Here is a 17614-nt window from a genome sequence, read left to right as displayed (position 1 = left end):
CGCCGCGCCGTGCCGATGACCCTGTCGATGGCGGGCCAGCTGACCGTGTCCGTTCCCCTCGTGGCGGGGAACGCCTTCGCCGACGCCGTCCTCAACGGCTCCATGCTCCTCGCCCTGCCGGTCGCGCTGCTGGCGGGCCTCGTCTCCTTCGCGTCCCCCTGCGTCCTGCCCCTGGTCCCGGGATACCTCGGGTACGTCACGGGACTGACGGGAGTGGACCTCGAGAAGCAGAAGAAGGGGAGGATGCTCGCCGGGATCGGGCTCTTCGTCCTCGGTTTCTCCGTCGTCTTCATGGCCTACGGAACGCTGTTCGGCCAGCTCGGAGCGTTCCTGAGGGTCTCGCAGGGATGGCTCATCCAGGTGTTCGGCCTCGTCGTGATCCTGCTGGGCATCGTGTTCATGGGCGGCATCTCCTGGTTCCAGCGCGAGAGCCGTGTGCACGCGAAGGTGCCCGCGGGGCTCCTGGGTGCCCCCTTGCTCGGTGTGACCTTCGGACTGGGCTGGGCTCCGTGCATCGGTCCGACACTGGGGGCCGTGCAGCTGCTGGCGATCTCCGGGAACGATGCGACGGCCCTGAAGGGCGCCGTCCTCACGTTCGTCTACTGCCTGGGCCTGGGCCTGCCGTTCCTGCTGATCGCACTGGGCGTGCGGCGCGGCATGGGAGCCCTCGCCTTCTTCCGGAAGCACCGGCTCCTGCTGCAGCGGGCAGGGGGAGGGCTGCTGGTGCTGGTCGGAGTCCTCATGGTGACCGGCGTCTGGAACTACTGGATCACGCAACTCCAGGACCTCCTCATCGGCAACGTCGTCCTGCCGATCTGACCCATGACGACCCAAGCCACGCGAGGACCGACACGAAGGGAAAGGGTACAGTGAAGCAGGACACTCCGCAGGACACGAGGGAACGGGCAGGCGCCCAGGGCGCGACGTCCGACGTCGTGCTGCCCTCACTCGGGTTCCTCGGCACCCTGCGGTGGGCTTGGACGCAGCTCACCAGCATGCGCACCGCGCTGTTCCTGCTCCTCCTGCTCGCCGTCGCCGCCGTTCCCGGTTCGCTGTTCCCGCAGCGCCCCGCCAATCCCGCCGTGGTCACGCGGTACATCCAGGACAACCCCGACACCGGGCCCGTCCTCGACTGGTTCCAGCTGTTCGACGTCTACTCATCGGTCTGGTTCTCCGCGATCTACCTCCTGCTCTTCATCTCCCTCATCGGGTGCGTGGTGCCGCGGGCGATCGCCCACTTCAAGGCCGTCCGTTCCAAGCCCCCGCGCACTCCCAAGCGGCTCTCCCGCCTGCCCGTCTACGGGACGCTCGAGGTGCCCGCGCACACCGCACGCGAAGCCGGTCTCACCCCGGCGTCCGCCGCCGAGGAGGCCGCCGCCGTCCTGCGGAAGCGCGGCTACCGCGTGGACCTGCGCGACGCGGAGACCGACCGTCCGTCCGTCGGCGCGGAGCGCGGCCTGGCGAAGGAGCTCGGCAACCTCGTCTTCCACACCTCACTCATCGGCGTCCTGGTCTCGGTCGCCGTCGGCGGGCTCTTCGGCTACAACGGCCAGAAGGTCGTCGTCGAGGGTGAAAGCTTCGTCAACGCCCTCATCGGCTACGACACCTTCAACCCCGGCTCCAACTTCTCGGACGACCAGCTCGAGCCGTACTCGCTCCGCCTCGACTCGTTCGACGTCCGCTTCGACCGGGAGCAGGAGAGCCACTACGGTCAGCCGCTCGACTTCACCGCGAACGTCACCACACAGGACGGGCCGGGGGAGGACGAGACGCAGCAGGTCCTCAAGGTCAACGCACCACTCACGATCGGCGGGACGAACGTGTACCTCGTCGGCAACGGCTACGCGCCCGTGGTGACGGTCCGGGACGGCGAGGGGAACATCGCCCAGCAGGGCCCCGTCGTCGCGGTTCCGTCGGACGGCCTCTACACCTCCCTGATGGTCATCAAGGCTCCGGATGCCAAGCCGGACCAGCTCGGGTTCGTGGGCTTCTTCCTCCCCACCGCCTTCGTCGACGAGCAGGGCGTCTCCTTCTCGCGCGACCCGGACCCCTTCAACCCGCAGCTCAACCTGAACTCCTACTACGGGGACCTGGGGCTGGACGACGGCACGCCGGAGAACGTCTACGTCCTCGATACCGAGAACCTCACCGAGCTCAACAGCCGGAACAGTGACGACGGCGGCATCGTGCTCGGCGTGGGCCAGACCTTCGATCTGCCCGAGGGCAAGGGGTCGATCACCTTCGACGGGCTCAAGCGCTACGTCGCACTCGACATCCACCACGATCCGGGCGAGACGGGAGCCCTCGTGTTCTCGACCCTCGCGCTGCTCGGCCTCTCCGCGTCCCTGTTCATCGGCCGTCGCAGGCTTTGGGTGCGGACGGGCGAACACCCGGACGGGCGCATCATGGTCGAGTACGGGCTCCTCGCGCGCGGCGAGGACAACCGACTGCCGACCGAGGGCAAGGCCGTCGAGAAGCTGCTGGCGGACCGCTGGTTGGTGCCGTCCGCCGCGGCGGGGGAAAATGGACAGCAGGAGGTCGGCGCCTCGTCGGCAGCCGGCGCGGGGCAGTCGCACCACAACTCAAAGGACAACTCATGACAGCACCAGTCAACGCTGAGCTCGGGCAGGTCAGTGAGCTCTTCATGCTGCTGGCCTCCATCGCCTACGTGGTGGCACTCGTCTTCTTCGTGCTCGACCTCGTGAAGTCGAGCCCGACCATCGGTTCCCTCGAAGCGCGCCTCGCCGGCGAGCAGGCGAGCCCCGCGCGTGCCCTCGCCGGTGTCGGCTCCCGTGGGGCGGGTTCGACGACGGCGGCCGCGAGGACGTCGCCTGCGGCCGACGACTCCATGGAGTACGGATCCGGGCCCCGCCGCAGGACCGCGCGGATCGCCGTCTCGCTGACAATCCTGGCCGCCGTCATCCACGGTGCCGCCGTCATCACCCGTGGAGTCGCCGCGCACCGCGTCCCGTGGGGCAACATGTACGAGTTCTGCACCACGGGCGCGTTCCTCGTCGCGGCGATCTTCCTCATCACCCTCACCCGCAAGGACCTGCGCTTCGTCGGCTCCTTCGTGGTGGGACTCGTGGTCATCATGCTGTGCGCCGCCACTGTCGGGTTCCCCACGCCGGTCGCGCGCCTGATCCCGGCCCTGCAGAGCTACTGGCTGATCGTGCACGTATCCATCGCCGTCGCGTCCTCGGCACTGTTCACGATCACGTTCTCGATGTCCGTGCTCCAGCTCCTGCAGACCTCGCGCGAGGCCAAGCTCCTCGCGGGTAAGGCGGACCCCGCGAAATTCCTCCGCCTGGTGCCGTCCGCCCTCAGCCTCGAGAACCTGTCCTACCGCCTCAACGCCATCGCCTTCGTCGGTTGGACCTTCACCCTCATGGCCGGTGCCATCTGGGCGGAGCAGGCGTGGGGCCGCTACTGGGGCTGGGACACCAAGGAGGTCTGGACCTTCGTGATCTGGACCGTCTACGCCGGGTACCTGCACGCGCGGGCTACGCGCGGCTGGACCGGGACACGTGCAGCGTGGCTCTCGATCGTCGGGTACCTGTGCATCGTGTTCAACTTCACGATCGTGAACATCTACTTCTCCGGCCTCCACAGCTACTCCGGGGTCTAGGCCGGGTCTCCCGTCCTCCCCGGTATACGAAAGCCCCGCGGCACGTGCCGCGGGGCTTTCGCGTACCGGGAGGACAGGGTGCCGCAGGGCGGCCGCGGGCCGACGTCGCCGCGGAGGCTCGCGCATGCCGGGAGGGGCTGCGTGCGCCTCTGGAGGCTTTCGCATGCCGGGAGGGGCCGGCGGGCGTCGCTAGGGGCTTTCGCATGCTGGGAGGGGCCGCGGGCGCCTCTGGAGGCTTTCGCGTACCGGGAGGGGCTGCGGGCGTCGGGGCCGACACGTCGCCGCGCGAGGTGTCAGGGCTCCGGACGCGTCAGGGGCGGTGGACTCCCGCAGGACCGGATCCGGCGTCGTCGTTGCCCTCGCCGTTGCCCTCGCCGTCGTGCTTGTCGTCCTTGCGGCTGTCGCCGGAGGCGTCGCGGGCCTTGGCATCACGCTCCCGCTGTTCCTTCTCGCGGAGGCGTTTTTCCTGCTCGCGGGCCCGCTGCCGGCGCTGGGCCTCGAGGTTCTGGAGGAATGCGGGATCGTCGTCGGGAGCGGTCGGCGTGCGGGGCGCCGGGCGGCGCGGCCCGGAGGGACCCTCGCTGCGCGGGCGGCCGAACAGGAACCACATTCCCGCACCGATGAGCGGCAGTACGAGGATCGTGACGAACCACGCGGTCTTCGAGATGCTCCGCACTTCGTGTTTTCGGCTCATGACGCAGTCGATCAGTGCATAGATCACGACGGCGACCCCCAGGATCGCGGCGAAGAGCAGGAGGCGGGGCATGCGCCAATTGTAGGCGAGTAAACTTGCAGCGTGGCCTTCCTCAAATTCACCGCCCTCCGCCTGCTGCTCATCGTCGTGTTCTATGTGGCGTGCGTGCTGCTCGGGCTGGGACTCTTCCTGTCCGCGGTGGTGGCGGCCATCCTCGCCTGGTGCGTGACGTACCTCTTCTTCCGCACGCTCCGGGATGCCGCAGGGGCCACACTGCAGCGCCGGTTCACCCCCGGTGCCCCGCCGCTCCGCACCGCCGTCGAGCTCGACGACGCTGCGGCCGAGGACTCGCTGGATCCCAACACCCGGGTCAATGCGGATCGCCGACCCCGCGGCAACGCGGCCTGACCCCCGGCAGAGCGCGGCTGCTCAGCCTCGCAGCAGCACGGTGGTGACGATGCCCGCAGCGAAGAGCATGCTGAACGCGAGGTTGATCAGACCCGTCTGCTTCAGCACCGGGATCAGGCTCCTGCCCTTGTCACCCTTCAGCATCAGCCGGCTCGGCGTCAGGCAGGCCGGGATGAGCAGCAGGACGAGCAGCACCCAGGGGTAGTCGTAGCTCAGGAACACGGGCAGCAGGATGGCCGCGGCCAGCATCAGGACGTAGCTGACGCGGGCAGCAGGGTCCCCCAGCCGGACGGCGAGCGTCCTCTTCCCGACGACGCTGTCCGTCGGGATGTCCCGGACGTTGTTGGCCATCAGGAGTGCCACGGCGATCAGGCCGGTGCTCACGGCACCGATCCACGCCGTCCCGCTGAGCTGGCCCGCCTGCGTGTAGGTGGTTCCGAGAGTTGCGACCAGCCCGAAGAACACGAAGACGAACAGGTCGCCCAGGCCGAGATACCCATAGGGATTCTTTCCGCCGGTATAGCCCCACGCGGCAGCGATGCAGCCCACGCCGACGAGGAGCAGCACCCAGGTCTGCGACAGCACCACCAGAGCCAGGCCGGCGAGCATCGCGAGGCCGAAGCATGTGAAGGCGGCGAGCTTGACCTGCCGCGGCTGCGCGACGCCCGACCCCGTCAGGCGCAACGGGCCGACGCGCTCGTCGTCCGTCCCCCGGATGCCGTCGGAGTAGTCGTTCGCGTAGTTCACGCCGACCTGCAGCAGCACGGAGACGACCGCCGCGAGCACGGCGTTGACGGGCCGGAAGGATCCGAGGCCGAACGCAGCGGCGCTCCCGATGATCACGGGCGCGAGGGCCATCGGGAGGGTGCGGGGGCGGGCTCCTTCAAGCCATTGAGCGGCAGTCGCCACGGAGTTCCTTCTTGTCGGGTCGGGCGGTCGGTCGTGCTTAGAACCTCGAACGTCCTAGGCGCGTTCGAGGAGCGCCTGGATGGTCCGGCGATCGGGCTTGCCGCCGGGTAGCAGGGGGAACGCGTCGAGGCTCACGATGGCCTTGGGCACGGCGTGCGCTCCCAGTTCGACATGGACCGCCTGCCGGATGACGTCGGCATCGACGTCGCCCACGATCGCCGCGGCGACGGCGGTGCCCCATTCCTCGCTGCGGATGCCGAGCACCATCGCCTGTTCCACCCCGGGGAGGGCCTGGATCACATCGGAGACCTTCGCGGCCGACACCTTGAGTGCGCCGGTGATGATGACGTCGTCCAGGCGCCCGTGGACGGTGACGGACCCGTCGAGGGCCACGTCGCCGGCGTCGTCCGTGACGAACCAGCGCTGGCCGGAATTGAAGACGAACTTCTCCTCCGTGAGCTCGGGGGCATCGAGGTAGCCGTCGGCGAGGACGGACCCGCCGATGCGCAGCCGCCCTGCGACCGAGCGGAGCTCGACGCCCTCGAGCGGGGTCCCGTCGTAGACGCATCCGCCACAGGTCTCGCTCATGCCGTAGGTCTCGACGATCTTGAGGTCCTGGCTGCGGGCGAGGGCGCGCAGGGGTGCCCCGGCCCGTGCCCCGCCGAGCAGGATGGCGTCGAAACGGCGCAGGAGCCGGAGCGTCTCGGCGGACGGGTCCGTCAGCAGCCGGTGGAGTTGCGTGGGGACCAGGGAGGTGAGACGGACCCGGTCGGTCAGTTCCGCCGCAGCCTGGGTGAAGGCCTCCGGCGTGAAACCCGCGGCGGTGTCCATGACCCAGGGCTGCGTGCCGGCGTAGAGCGACCGGACGAGCACCTGGAAACCGGCGACGTAGTGCACGGGGAGGGTGAGGAGCCATTGGCCCTCCGCCTTCAGGGCGAAGGCCGTACCCATCGCTGACGCGGCGAGGGCATCGACGCTGAGCATCGTCTGCTTGGGCGTGCCGGTGGACCCCGACGTGCTGATGACGGCGGCGATCTCGTCATTCGGCAGCGAGCCGCCGAAGGCCTGGTCCGGCAGCACGTGGGGTGCGACGGCGGGGCCCTCGCCTGCCAGCGCGGCGGCGAGGGGCTTCAGCAGACCGAGGGGGTCGAAGCCCTCGGGGGTGTGCACGGGGAGGAGTTCCACGTGTCTCCTAGAAGTAGTAGGGGAACGAGGACCAGTCCGGAGCGCGTTTCTCGAGGAACGCCTCCTTGCCCTCCACGGCCTCGTCGGTCATGTACGCGAGGCGCGTCGCTTCACCGGCGAACACCTGCTGGCCCGCGAGGCCGTCGTCGGCGAGGTTGAAGGCGAACTTGAGCATGCGGATGGCCTGCGGACTCTGCCGCGCGATGTCGGCGGCGTAGGCCAGCGCCGTCGTCTCCAGTTCCGCGTGATCGACCGCCTCGTTGACCGCGCCGATGTCCACCATGTCCTGTGCGGAGTATTCGCGGGCCAGGAAGAAGATCTCGCGTGCCTTCTTCTGGCCGATCTGCCGTGCCAGGAGCGCGGAGCCGTAGCCGGCATCGAAGCTGCCCACGGTGGCATCGGTCTGCTTGAACCTCCCGTGCTGGGCCGAGGCGATCGTCAGGTCCGCGACGACGTGCAGGCTGTGTCCGCCACCGGCCGCCCAGCCGTTGACGACGGCGATGACGACCTTCGGCATGGTCCGGATGAGCCTCTGGACCTCGAGGATGTGGAGGCGGCCCGCACGGGCGGGGTCGATGGTCTCCTTCGTCTCGCCCTCCGCGTACCGGTACCCGTCACGGCCCCGGATGCGCTGGTCGCCGCCCGAGCAGAAGGAATGGCCGCCGTCCCGCGGACTGGGACCGTTGCCGGTCAGCAGCACGGTCGCGACGTCGGGGGTCATGCGGGCGTGGTCGAGGGCCCGGTACAGCTCATCCACCGTTCCGGGGCGGAAGGCGTTGCGGACCTCCGGGCGGTCGAACGCGATGCGCACGGTGGGGAGGTCGCGCACCGCGGCGCCGTCCCGCTCCACCTGGCGGTGGTAGGTCAGATCCGTGAAGTCCTCGAAACCCGCCACGACGCGCCAGCGGGTGGGATCGAAGATGTCGGATACCTTGGCGGGAAGCTCTGAAGTCACCCGTCGAGTCTAGCGGCGAGGCAACCCGGGGCGGGTCCGGACATCCCGCTGCACGAGGGCGGAGCCGGCTTCCCCGGGCAGGGCAGGACGCGCCAGCAGCAGCCTAGCGCTGGAGCTGGGCGAAGTTGACCGCGCTCCGCACGGCCGGGTAGTACCCGGACCTGTAGCCTTCGGCCGTGGGATGCAGGATGTCGACGGCGCCCAGCTGGGAGACGATCCATGAGTCGGGGGAGCCGATCCCGTGTCCCTCGAACCTCGGCACCAGGTCCACGAAGAGAAAGCCGTGCGCTTCTGCCTGTTCACGGATCAGGGCGTTCAGGGCGTCGGTGCCCTGGTTGAACGCCTCCTGCGACGCCAGGGGAATCAGCGCGTTGCCGAATTCGGGCGAGAACAGGTGCGGGTAGCCGGTGACGACGACGGTGGCGTTGGGCGCGGCTGCCTGGATGCTGTCGTACAGGGCGTCGAGGTTCGCGGCGAGCACCGGCAGCGCTGTCGCACTCGTGGCCGCGATGACCTGCTGGCAGACCTCGGTGGGCTGCGTGACGCAGACCCCTGCCACGGTGCCGAAGCCGGCGTCGTTGCCGCCGGCCGAGGTGGTCACGAGATCGGTGTCCGCGGACAGCGCAGCCAGCTGCTCCTGGAGGTCGATAGCGCCTCCGGGCTCGGTGGCGACCTTCGCGCCTGCACACGTGGCGTCGGCGACCAGGTCGATCTGCTTCTTGGCGTCCAGGATGCCGGGCAACCCCAGGGGCGACTGGCCGCACGCGTTGACGTACGAGCCCGCGCCGAAACCGGACGCGTAGGAGTCACCGAGGGCCACATAGGACAGTGGCTCCTTGGGCGCTGCCGCGGCAGGACCCGCGGAACCGCCGAGCAGCGCCGCGGAGGCGGCGGCAGCAAGGGCGATGAACCTGGTGGAGCGGAACCTGAGGGTGCGCGTCGCTGGAGTCATGGCTTAAAGCTACTCACGGTTGCGGGTTTGTCGAGGAGGAGGTTGGTGATGCGGAGCGTGCAGAGTCGCCGCCCGGCGTCGTCGGTCAGGAGCACCTCGTGCGTCGTGAGGGTCCGGCCGAGGTGGATCGGGGTCGCCGTGATCGTGACCGTGCCGTCCCGCGCGCTGCGATGGTGGGTTGCCGACACGTCCACTCCGACGGCGGTCTTCCCGAGGGTGGACGCATGGATCACCGCGGCCCAGGAGCCGACGGCCTCGCCGACGGCAAGGGACGCGCCTCCGTGGAGGAGCCCGAAGGACTGGCGGTTGCCTTCCACGGGCATCGTCGCTACGACCCGTTCGGCTGATTGCTCGAGGATGGCAACGCCCATCTTCTCGTCGAGTTCGCCGAGCGAGATGGTCCAGGGGGGAAGGGATTCGTGCGTCATCGCCCGGCTGCTCCTGATCGCGGTCTGATCGGTCGTCCACCACTCTAGCGGCGGGGGCACCGGTACGTGGTGCGTCGTAACGATCGGATCACGGGTGCGTGGGCACAACTGCTCTGACCTGCGGCGATACACTCCGCGGCACGGAATCTCGACTCCGTGGAAGCGCTCCCACTTGACAGTGTCGGAGGTCACAGTCAGGATGGGTGCACAGCGTGAGAGCGCTCCCACGGTGCCTGATCAGCCGGTGGAATTCGCGGTCTCTCCTGTGTTCTCTTCGGCAGGGTTCGGGGTGCCCCGTAACCGCCGCCGCCACCGCCCTGGACCGGCTCCGCAGGAAGCGGCTCCACAGGCGGATTCCCTCCGGCAGGTCCTGTCGGGATGTTCCACCTTGACTCCGCTGCACCCCGCAGCGGTATCCGAGCTGACAAAGGAGTCACCGTGCACAGCAGAGCACGTATCACCGCACTTTCGGCCGCGGCAGCATGCCTGGCCATGGCCCTCACCGCCTGCGGGTCCGGCGGATCCGGCGAGGCCGGCGTCGACGGCGAAACCGGTACCGAGGACGTCACCCTCTCCGTCGGCACGTTCAACGAATTCGGCTACGAGGAGCTGTTCGAGGAATACGAGCAGCTCAACCCGAACGTCACCCTCGAACACAAGAAGGCAGCCACCTCCAACGAGGCCCGGGACAACCTCACTACGAGGCTCGCCGCCGGATCCGGTCTCTCGGACATCGAGGCGATCGAGGTGGACTGGCTGCCCGAACTGCTCGAGTTCCCCGACCAGTTCGCCGACCTCACCGACCCCGCCGTCGAGGGCCGCTGGCTGGACTGGAAGACCGCCGCGGCGACCACCGAGGACGGGCAGCTCATCGGATACGGCACCGACGCCGGGCCGCAGGGCGTGTGCTACCGCGCCGACCTGTTCGAGAAGGCCGGACTGCCGAGCGACCGGGAGTCCGTCGCCGAGATGCTCGACGGTTCGTGGCAGGACTACTTCGATGCGGGCAAGAAGTTCGTCGCCGCCAGCGACGGCGTGGCCTGGTTCGATTCCGCCGGGGCCACCTACCAGGGCATGATCAACCAGGTCCAGAACGCCTATGAGGACGACGACGCCGCGGTGATCGCCACCGAGAACCCCGAGGTCAAGGACATCTATGAGCAGGTCCTGCAGGCGTCCGTAGCCGACGGGCTCTCGGCCCACCTCACGCAGTGGGAGGACGACTGGACGGCGAGCTTCCAGTCCGACGCCTTCGCCACGAAGCTCTGCCCGGGCTGGATGCTCGGCATCATCGAGGGCAACGCCGAAGGCGTCGAGGGCTGGGACATCGCTGATGTCTTCCCCGGCGGCGGTGGCAACTGGGGCGGTTCGTACCTGACCGTTCCCACCCAGGGCGCACACCAGGCCGAAGCCAAGAAGCTCGCCGAATGGCTGACCGCCCCGGAGCAGCAGATCAAGGCCTTCGAGTCGAAGGGCACGTTCCCCAGCCAGGTGGAGGCGCTCGAGAGCGAGGAACTCCAGGGACAGGTCGACCCGTTCTTCAACGACGCACCGACCGGTGAGATCCTCGCCAACCGCGCCGCCGCCGTCGAGGTCACGCCGTTCAAGGGCCCCAAGTACTTCGCGATCAACGACGCGATGCAGCAGGCCCTGACCCGCGTCGACGTCGACAAGACCGACGACCCGGCCTCCTCCTGGGAGAAGTTCGTCACCGCTGTGGGCGCTCTGTAGCCGATGGCCGTCACGGACCGGGTCCAACCTCCTCCCGATACGCATCAGCGGGCGCCGCGCGACAGGAGCGTCAAGCGGCTGGCCCTCTCCCAGAAGGTGTCGAAGTGGGACGTCAAGCTGTCCCCGTACCTCTACATCTCGCCGTTCTTCCTGCTCTTCGCCATCACGGGCCTGTTCCCCCTGCTGTACACGGCATGGGTCTCGCTCCACACCTGGAACCTCATCGGGGGTCAGGGCGAGTTCACGGGGCTGAAGAACTACGAATTCGTGCTCGCGCAGCCGTTCTTCTGGAATGCGGTAGGGAACACGTTCAGCATCTTCCTCCTCTCGTCCATCCCGCAGGTCGTCCTCGCCATCGCCATCGCGGCGGTGCTGGACGCCAACCTGAGGGCTCGGACGTTCTGGCGGATGGGCGTCCTCGTTCCCTTCGTGGTGGCCCCCGTGGCCGTCGGGTTGATCTTCAACAACCTCTACGCCGACCAGGCGGGCCTGGTCAACGAGCTGTTGACGGGGATAGGGCTGGACCCGGTCCGCTGGCACTCCGAGTCCCTGGCGAGCCACGCGGCGATCGCCACGATGGTGAACTTCCGGTGGACCGGGTACAACGCGCTCATCTTCCTCGCCGCCATGCAGGCCGTCCCCCGGGATGTCTACGAGGCGGCGACCATCGACGGTGCCGGACGCCTCCGGCAGTTCTTCTCCGTCACAGTCCCCATGCTGCGGCCGACCATCATCTTCGTGGTCATCACCGCCACCATCGGCGGACTCCAGATCTTCGACGAGGCCAGGGTCTTCGACCAGGCGGGCCTCGGCGGCGCGGACCGGCAATGGCAGACGCTCACCATGTACATCTGGGAGCTCGGCTGGGGCCAGCGCAACTTCGGCAGGGCCTCGGCGGTCGCCTGGCTCCTGTTCCTCATCATCGTCCTCATAGCGATGGCCAACTTCCTCATCACCCGCCGCATCGCAAGCCAGGGAGGCCGACGATGAGCTCCATCCCCATGATCGAGCAGACTGCAGGCAAGGGCGCGGCCCGTGCGGCGCAGCGGGGCCTCGGCGCGCGGCGCCGCGGCGCTCCGGGTGGCACGATGCGGCGTCCCGGGTTCCTGACCTACGGCTTCCTCGGCGCGGTGATCCTCGGTTCCGTGTTCCCGCTGTGGTGGTCCTTCCTGGTGGGCAGCCACGACAGCTCGGTGATCAGCAAGGGCGTACCCCTGATTCCCGGGGGCAACTTCCTCGCCAATGCCGCCACCGTCCTGGACAGCATCCCGTTCTGGAAGGCACTCGGCAACAGCTTCATCGTCTCCACGGTCACGGCGGCGTCCGTGGTGCTGTTCTCGACCCTCGCCGGCTTCGCCTTCGCCAAGCTCCGCTTCCGGGGCAGCAAGGCACTGCTGGTGTTTGTGGTCGCCACGATGGCCGTACCCACCCAGCTGGGTGTGGTGCCCCTGTTCATCGTCATGGCGAAGCTCGGCTGGACCGGCTCGCTCTGGGCCGTCATCGTCCCGGGCGTCGTGACGGCGTTCGGGGTCTTCTGGATGACGCAGTACCTGCGGGACGCGCTGCCGGACGAGCTGATCGAGGCCGTGCGGATCGACGGCGCCTCCATGATCCAGGCGTTCTGGTACGTTGGCCTTCCAGCGGCCCGACCGGCGGCGGCGATGCTCGCACTGTTCACGTTCGTCGCCACGTGGACCAACTTCTTCTGGCCGTTCATCGTGCTGGATCCGTCCAACCCCACACTCCCGGTGGCGCTGCAGCTGCTCCAGGCCGCGCACTTCGTCGATTACTCGATCGTGCTCGCCGGAGCGGTTCTCTCCACCATCCCGCTGCTGCTCCTCTTCGCGGTCGCGGGACGCCAACTCGTTTCAGGAATCATGCAAGGAGCAGTCAAAGGATGAGCAGCACCGAACGAACCTTCCCCGAGGGCTTCCTCTGGGGCGCGGCGACAGCCGCCTACCAGATCGAGGGCGCCGCCCGGGAAGGCGGCAGGGGACCGTCCATCTGGGACACGTTCTCCCGTGTCCCCGGAGCGGTGGCCGACGCGCACAACGGCGACGTCGCCTGCGACCACTACCACCGGTCCGCCGAGGACGTGGGGCTCATGAAGAGCCTCAACCTGCAGGCCTACCGCTTCTCGACGTCGTGGTCGCGCTGCATGCCGGACGGAGTGACGCCCAACATCGAGGGGATCCGGTTCTACTCCACCCTCGTGGACCAGCTCCTCCAGGCCGGGATCACGCCGTGGCTCACCCTCTACCACTGGGACCTGCCGCAGGCCCTCGAGGACAAGGGCGGCTGGACGAACCGCGATACCGCCTACCGCTTCGCCGAGTACGCAGCGGTGATGCACGAGGCCCTCGGTGATCGCGTCCGGATCTGGACGACCCTCAACGAACCCTGGTGCGCGGCGTTCCTCGGCTACGCGGCCGGCGTGCATGCGCCGGGACGGCAGGAGCCGACCGCGGCGCTCGCCGCCGCCCACCACCTGCTGCTCGCGCACGGGCTGGCAACCCGGGAGCTGCGCCGCCGGGACGGGGACGCCACGCTCGGCATCACCCTGAACCTCACCGTCCCTGATCCCCTCGATCCCTCCAGCGAGGACGACCGTGACGCCGCCCGGCGCATCGACGGCCAGTTCAACCGCATCTTCCTCGACCCCGTGCTGCGTGGCTCGTACCCGGAGGACGTGCTCCGGGACGTCGAGCACCTGGGGCTGACCGATTCCATCCGGACAGGCGACCTGGAGATCATCGGCACGCCGATCGATGTGCTGGGCGTCAACTACTACCACGGCGAGGCCGTGACGAAGACGCCGTCGGACGAGGCGGTGCCGCAGGAGGGCCACGCGCCCGTCGAGCGCCCGGTCTCCTCGCCCTACGTCGCCGCCCACGGCGTACGCTCCGTTCCGCGGGGCCTGCCGGTCACGGCTATGGACTGGGAGGTGCAGCCGGACGGTCTCCGCCGCCTGCTGAACAGGCTGCAGGACGAGTACACCGGCCCTGCGGGCATCCCGATCTACATCACGGAGAACGGTGCCGCCTACGACGACGCCCCCGACGGGTCCGGCTTCGTGGACGACCAGGACCGCCTCGCATTCTTCGACGTCCACCTCCGGGCCGTGAAGGACGCGATCGACGACGGCGTGGACCTCCGGGGCTACCTGGCGTGGTCCCTGCTGGACAACTTCGAGTGGGCGTGGGGCTACCACCAGCGCTTCGGGCTGGTCCGGGTTGACTACGGGACGCAGGAGCGCACCCCGAAGGCCAGCGCCCTCTGGTACGCACGCGTCGCGGCCTCCAATGCGCTCCCGTCGGCCGTACCGTCGACTGTCTCGTCGACTGACGGCGGAAGCGCGGGTGTCGTATTGTCGAGGTGATGAACACCTCCCCGCCCCGGTCGCTGCGGCACGCAGCAGCTCGCCCGAGCCCCACGCTCGAGGATCTCGCCGTGGCCGCCGGGGTGTCGCGGTCCACCGCGTCGCGCGCCATCAACGGCGGGGACCGTGTCAGCCCCGAGGCGCAGGCCGCGGTGGACCGCGCCGTCGTCGCCCTCGGCTACATCCCCAACCGGGCCGCCCGCAGCCTCGTGACCCGCCGGACGTCCTCCATCGCCCTGGTCATCCCGGAGCCGGATGTCCGCGTCATGATGGATCCCTTCTTCGCCGTCGTCATCACCGGCATCACGGAGGCCCTCCGTGAGACCGACGTGCAGCTGGTGCTGCTGATGTCGAGGACCGACGACGACTCGTCCCGCACGCTGCGCTACCTGCGGGGCGGGCACGTGGACGGCGCCATCGTCGTCTCGCACCACAAGGCCGACTCCTGGGCGAGGTCCCTCGCCGAGACCGGCCTGCCGACCATCTTCATCGGACGCCCGTGGGACATGGCGTTCGACGTCACGTATGTGGATACCGACAACGTGGGCGGCGGACGCCTCGCCGCACGTCATCTCGCTGGGATCGGGCGACGCCGTCTCGCGACGGTCGCGGGCCCTGCGGACATGACAGCCGCCGTCGACCGCCTCCGCGGCTGGAGGGAGGGCCTGGCCGAGGCAGGGCTGGCCGAGGGTCCGGTGGTCCATGCCGACTTCACCACCGACGGCGCCGCGGCCGCGGCACGCAGGCTCCTCGCCGAGCACCCCGACATCGACGGGATCTTCGCGGCCTCGGACCTCATGGCCCTCGGGGTCCTGGACGCCATCCAGGCTGCCGGCAAGACGGTCCCCGGGGACGTCGCCCTGATGGGGTACGACAACCACGCCGTGGCGGAGACAGCGCCGACGCCCCTCACCACCATCACCCAGCCCATGGTCGAGATGGCCGTGAAGGCCGGGTCCATGCTCCTCGAGGAGATCGAGGCTCCGGGCTCGCACCCGGAGCCGGTGATCTACTCCACGGAACTGGTGGAACGCGCGAGCACCTCCGTGGCGCCCACCGCGTCCGCCGCGAAGGCGTAGTCCCAGGCGACGTCACGCCAGCGGGAGTAGCGTCCGCTGGCCCCGCCGTGGCCGCCGTCCATCTCGGTCTTCAGGACGATCGGCTCGCTGCCCGTGGTCGTCTCGCGGAGCTGCGCCACCCACTTCGCCGGTTCGACGTAGAGCACCCGGGTGTCGTTGTAGCTCGTGACGGCCGCGATGCGCGGGTACGGTACCGGCCGCACGTTCTCGTAGGGCGTGTACTCCTTCATGTAGCGGTACACCTCGGGGTCGGTGATCGGGTTGCCCCATTCCTCCCATTCGAGCGCCGAGAGGGGTAGCTCCGGGTCGAGGATGGTGGTGAGTGCGTCCACGAACGGTACCTGTGCCACGATCGCGCGGTACTTCTCGGGAGCGAGGTTGGCGACGGCACCCATGAGGAGGCCGCCGGCGGACCCGCCCATGGCGGCGATCCGCCCGGGATCGACCCAGCCCGAGGCGCCGAGGTAGGTGGTGGCATCGACGAAGTCGGTGAAGGTGTTCTTCTTCTGGAGTTTCTTGCCCTGGTCGTACCAGCTGCGCCCCATCTCACCGCCGCCGCGGATGTGGGCGGTGACGAAGATGATGCCGCGGTCCAGCAGGGACAGCCGCGCGATGGAGAAGGCCGGGTCCATGCTGACCTCGTAGCTGCCGTACGCGTAGATGACCGCGGGATTGGTGCCGTCCCGGACGAGTTCCGCGCGGCGGACGACCGAGAGCGGGATCAGGGTGCCGTCCGCGGCCGGCGCCCACTGCCGCTCGGCGACGTAGGAGGCGGGGTCGTAGCCGCCGCGCACCTCCGTCTCCTTGCGTAGCTTCAGCGAGCCGTCCTCGAGGACGTAGTCGTAGACGCGCGGGGGCGTGAGGTAGGAGGTGTAGGACAGCCGGATGATCGGGGAGTCGAACTCCGCGTTGGCGAGGTTGCTCGAGAAGAGCTCCTCGTCGAAGTCCGGTTCCGTCGGCGGCTCCTGGTCCACCGTCCCGAGCCCCGCCAGCGGGAGGACCTGCACGCGCTCGATGGTGTCCTTCCGCACGGACAGCACGAGGTGGGTGCGCGTGACCGAGGCGCCGTTCACCCGGACGGCGTCGTCGTGCGGGATGACCGTGGTCCACGTCTGCTCCGCGAGCGGGCGTGCGAACTCGTCCGCGGCGACAAGGCTCACCATGGAGTTCTTCGCGTCGCGGTCGTGCGTCAGCAGGTAGTGGGGCGCACCATCGATGGTGACGGGCTCGGCGTCGTACAGGATGCGCTCGTCGCGGGAGATCAGGGTGGTCAGCCCGTCCTCCGGCCTCGCGAGGTCGAGGACGCGGTACTCGCTGTACTCGGAGCATCCGATACTGATGAGGAGCTGCGTGCGGTCGGCGGAGACCTCGAAGCCGGTCCACATCGCGACGTCGTCCTCCTGGTACACCACGACGTCGTCCGCGACCGGGGTGCCCAGCGTGTGGACGCGCACCTGGTAGGGGCGCCAGGCGTCATCGACGACCGTGTAGTAGACGCGCGTACCGTCGGGGGAGAAGGACAACCCGTAGAAGATGTTCGGCACCTCGTCGGGGAGGAGTTCCCCCGTCTCGAGGTTCTTGATGCGCAGCGTGAACCGCTCGTCGCCGGCGTTGTCCTCGCAGTAGGCGAGCAGCGTCCCGTCCTCGGTGACGGACAGGCCCCCGAGGGAGAAGAACGGCTTGCCCTCGGCGAGTTCATTGCCGTCGAGCAGGATCTGCTCGCCCGGAACGGGCCGGCCGGGTACGACCTCGGGGGGCGTCCAGTCGCGGCCGAGGTCGCCGGTGTCCTCCGCGGCAGTCCGGCACTGGATGCCGTACTGCTTCCCTTCCTCGGTCCGCGAGTAGTACCACCAGCCGTTCTTGCGAGCCGGCACCGACAGGTCGGTCTCCTGCGTCCGTTCCCTGATCTCGTCGAAGATCGCTTCCCGCAGCGGTTCCTGGTGGCGCGTGACGGCGTCGGTGTACTCGTTCTCGCGCGTGAGGTAGTCGATCAGCTCGGGGCTCTCCTTGTCGCGCATCCACTCGTAGGAGTCGACGAACGTGTCGCCGTGGTGCGTGCGCGACTGAGGCACTTTCCTGGCCGGCGGCGGAACGGGGACAACGAGTGCGATGGCGTCAGCGGTCATGGCACCCATCTTGCCACTGCCGCTCCGGCGTCCGGTGACCCCGGCCGGCCCGAGCGGCCCTCGGACCGGGCGGCCCGCCGTGCTGTTTCGACGTCATGAACCGGTCAGATGTAGTTAGTAAGCATACTTATCAGTAAACT

General features: G+C 68.9%; 16 protein-coding genes. 9 read left to right on the top strand and 7 right to left on the bottom strand.

Annotated elements, in window-relative coordinates; all coding sequences use genetic code 11:
• Positions 1-15 precede the first annotated feature (15 nt).
• From ACX80I_RS13165 to ccsB, 3 genes are read left to right on the top strand one after another with little or no spacing between them, the layout of a single operon-like run.
• Positions 16-819: a cytochrome c biogenesis CcdA family protein gene (locus tag ACX80I_RS13165; RefSeq protein ID WP_459345660.1), complete on the top strand. Its 804-nt coding sequence runs from the start codon at positions 16-18 to the stop codon at positions 817-819.
• Positions 820-869: 50 nt separating this feature from the next.
• Positions 870-2600, top strand: coding sequence for a cytochrome c biogenesis protein ResB (gene resB, locus ACX80I_RS13160; protein ID WP_459345567.1), 1731 nt, complete (start codon positions 870-872; stop codon positions 2598-2600).
• Positions 2597-3628, top strand: coding sequence for a c-type cytochrome biogenesis protein CcsB (gene ccsB, locus ACX80I_RS13155; protein WP_459345566.1), 1032 nt, complete (start codon positions 2597-2599; stop codon positions 3626-3628). Before resB ends, ccsB begins: the two co-directional genes overlap by 4 nt.
• 310 nt (positions 3629-3938) lie before the next feature.
• Here ccsB and ACX80I_RS13150 read toward each other — a convergent pair whose 3' ends face one another.
• On the bottom strand, positions 3939-4394 hold the full coding sequence (locus ACX80I_RS13150; RefSeq protein WP_459345565.1) for a PLD nuclease N-terminal domain-containing protein: 456 nt from the start codon (positions 4392-4394) through the stop codon (positions 3939-3941).
• 30 nt (positions 4395-4424) lie between these two features.
• On the opposite strand from ACX80I_RS13150, the gene ACX80I_RS13145 reads away from it, so the two are divergent.
• Positions 4425-4730: a DUF4229 domain-containing protein gene (locus ACX80I_RS13145; RefSeq protein WP_459345564.1), complete on the top strand. Its 306-nt coding sequence runs from the start codon at positions 4425-4427 to the stop codon at positions 4728-4730.
• A gap of 21 nt (positions 4731-4751) precedes the next feature.
• Here ACX80I_RS13145 and ACX80I_RS13140 read toward each other — a convergent pair whose 3' ends face one another.
• From ACX80I_RS13140 to ACX80I_RS13120, 5 genes are all read right to left on the bottom strand, one after another.
• Positions 4752-5639, bottom strand: a complete 888-nt coding sequence (locus ACX80I_RS13140) for a 1,4-dihydroxy-2-naphthoate polyprenyltransferase (RefSeq protein ID WP_459345563.1) — start codon at positions 5637-5639, stop codon at positions 4752-4754.
• Positions 5640-5693: 54 nt separating this feature from the next.
• Positions 5694-6824, bottom strand: coding sequence for an AMP-binding protein (locus tag ACX80I_RS13135; protein WP_459345562.1), 1131 nt, complete (start codon positions 6822-6824; stop codon positions 5694-5696).
• A 7-nt stretch (positions 6825-6831) separates the two neighbouring features.
• A complete protein-coding gene (locus ACX80I_RS13130) occupies positions 6832-7779 on the bottom strand; it encodes a 1,4-dihydroxy-2-naphthoyl-CoA synthase (protein ID WP_459345561.1) in 948 nt (315 codons plus the stop codon).
• A gap of 103 nt (positions 7780-7882) precedes the next feature.
• The gene (locus tag ACX80I_RS13125; protein WP_459345560.1) at positions 7883-8731 is read right to left on the bottom strand and encodes an SGNH/GDSL hydrolase family protein; all 849 of its coding nucleotides are present in this window, start codon (positions 8729-8731) and stop codon (positions 7883-7885) included.
• Entirely contained in the window at positions 8728-9159 is a 432-nt protein-coding gene (locus ACX80I_RS13120) for a PaaI family thioesterase (RefSeq protein WP_459345559.1), read from the bottom strand. The genes ACX80I_RS13125 and ACX80I_RS13120 overlap by 4 nt, the downstream gene beginning before the upstream one ends.
• 492 nt (positions 9160-9651) lie before the next feature.
• On the opposite strand from ACX80I_RS13120, the gene ACX80I_RS13115 reads away from it, so the two are divergent.
• From ACX80I_RS13115 to ACX80I_RS13095, 5 genes are read left to right on the top strand one after another with little or no spacing between them, the layout of a single operon-like run.
• Positions 9652-10890 carry an ABC transporter substrate-binding protein gene (locus ACX80I_RS13115; protein ID WP_459345659.1) on the top strand — a complete coding sequence of 413 codons (1239 nt, stop codon included), beginning with the start codon at positions 9652-9654 and terminating at the stop codon, positions 10888-10890.
• A gap of 3 nt (positions 10891-10893) precedes the next feature.
• The gene (locus tag ACX80I_RS13110) at positions 10894-11880 is read left to right on the top strand and encodes a carbohydrate ABC transporter permease (RefSeq protein ID WP_459345558.1); all 987 of its coding nucleotides are present in this window, start codon (positions 10894-10896) and stop codon (positions 11878-11880) included.
• Positions 11877-12791, top strand: coding sequence for a carbohydrate ABC transporter permease (locus ACX80I_RS13105; protein WP_459345557.1), 915 nt, complete (start codon positions 11877-11879; stop codon positions 12789-12791). The genes ACX80I_RS13110 and ACX80I_RS13105 overlap by 4 nt, the downstream gene beginning before the upstream one ends.
• Positions 12788-14269: a GH1 family beta-glucosidase gene (locus tag ACX80I_RS13100; protein ID WP_459345556.1), complete on the top strand. Its 1482-nt coding sequence runs from the start codon at positions 12788-12790 to the stop codon at positions 14267-14269. The genes ACX80I_RS13105 and ACX80I_RS13100 overlap by 4 nt, the downstream gene beginning before the upstream one ends.
• Positions 14269-15348: a LacI family DNA-binding transcriptional regulator gene (locus tag ACX80I_RS13095; protein WP_459345555.1), complete on the top strand. Its 1080-nt coding sequence runs from the start codon at positions 14269-14271 to the stop codon at positions 15346-15348. Before ACX80I_RS13100 ends, ACX80I_RS13095 begins: the two co-directional genes overlap by 1 nt.
• Here ACX80I_RS13095 and ACX80I_RS13090 read toward each other — a convergent pair.
• Positions 15279-17474: a S9 family peptidase gene (locus ACX80I_RS13090; protein ID WP_459345554.1), complete on the bottom strand. Its 2196-nt coding sequence runs from the start codon at positions 17472-17474 to the stop codon at positions 15279-15281. The genes ACX80I_RS13095 and ACX80I_RS13090 overlap by 70 nt on opposite strands.
• Positions 17475-17614 lie beyond the last annotated feature (140 nt).

It is taken from the genome of Arthrobacter rhamnosi, from assembly GCF_054510855.1.
The sequence above is the reverse complement of the archived record's forward strand: the minus strand, read 5'-3'. Positions and strand labels throughout refer to the sequence as shown.

Bases quoted from the DNA above. Each gene is read 5' to 3' on its own strand.
- ACX80I_RS13105 (WP_459345557.1), top strand. From the start codon at position 11,877: ATGAGCTCCATCCCCATGATCGAGCAGACTGCAGGCAAGGGCGCGGCC.
- ACX80I_RS13090 (WP_459345554.1), bottom strand. From the start codon at position 17,474: ATGACCGCTGACGCCATCGCACTCGTTGTCCCCGTTCCGCCGCCGGCC.
- ACX80I_RS13125 (WP_459345560.1), bottom strand. From the start codon at position 8,731: ATGACTCCAGCGACGCGCACCCTCAGGTTCCGCTCCACCAGGTTCATC.
- ACX80I_RS13095 (WP_459345555.1), top strand. From the start codon at position 14,269: ATGAACACCTCCCCGCCCCGGTCGCTGCGGCACGCAGCAGCTCGCCCG.
- ACX80I_RS13100 (WP_459345556.1), top strand. From the start codon at position 12,788: ATGAGCAGCACCGAACGAACCTTCCCCGAGGGCTTCCTCTGGGGCGCG.
- ACX80I_RS13110 (WP_459345558.1), top strand. From the start codon at position 10,894: ATGGCCGTCACGGACCGGGTCCAACCTCCTCCCGATACGCATCAGCGG.
- ACX80I_RS13165 (WP_459345660.1), top strand. From the start codon at position 16: ATGACCCTGTCGATGGCGGGCCAGCTGACCGTGTCCGTTCCCCTCGTG.
- ACX80I_RS13150 (WP_459345565.1), bottom strand. From the start codon at position 4,394: ATGCCCCGCCTCCTGCTCTTCGCCGCGATCCTGGGGGTCGCCGTCGTG.
- ACX80I_RS13120 (WP_459345559.1), bottom strand. From the start codon at position 9,159: ATGACGCACGAATCCCTTCCCCCCTGGACCATCTCGCTCGGCGAACTC.
- ACX80I_RS13115 (WP_459345659.1), top strand. From the start codon at position 9,652: ATGGCCCTCACCGCCTGCGGGTCCGGCGGATCCGGCGAGGCCGGCGTC.
- ccsB (WP_459345566.1), top strand. From the start codon at position 2,597: ATGACAGCACCAGTCAACGCTGAGCTCGGGCAGGTCAGTGAGCTCTTC.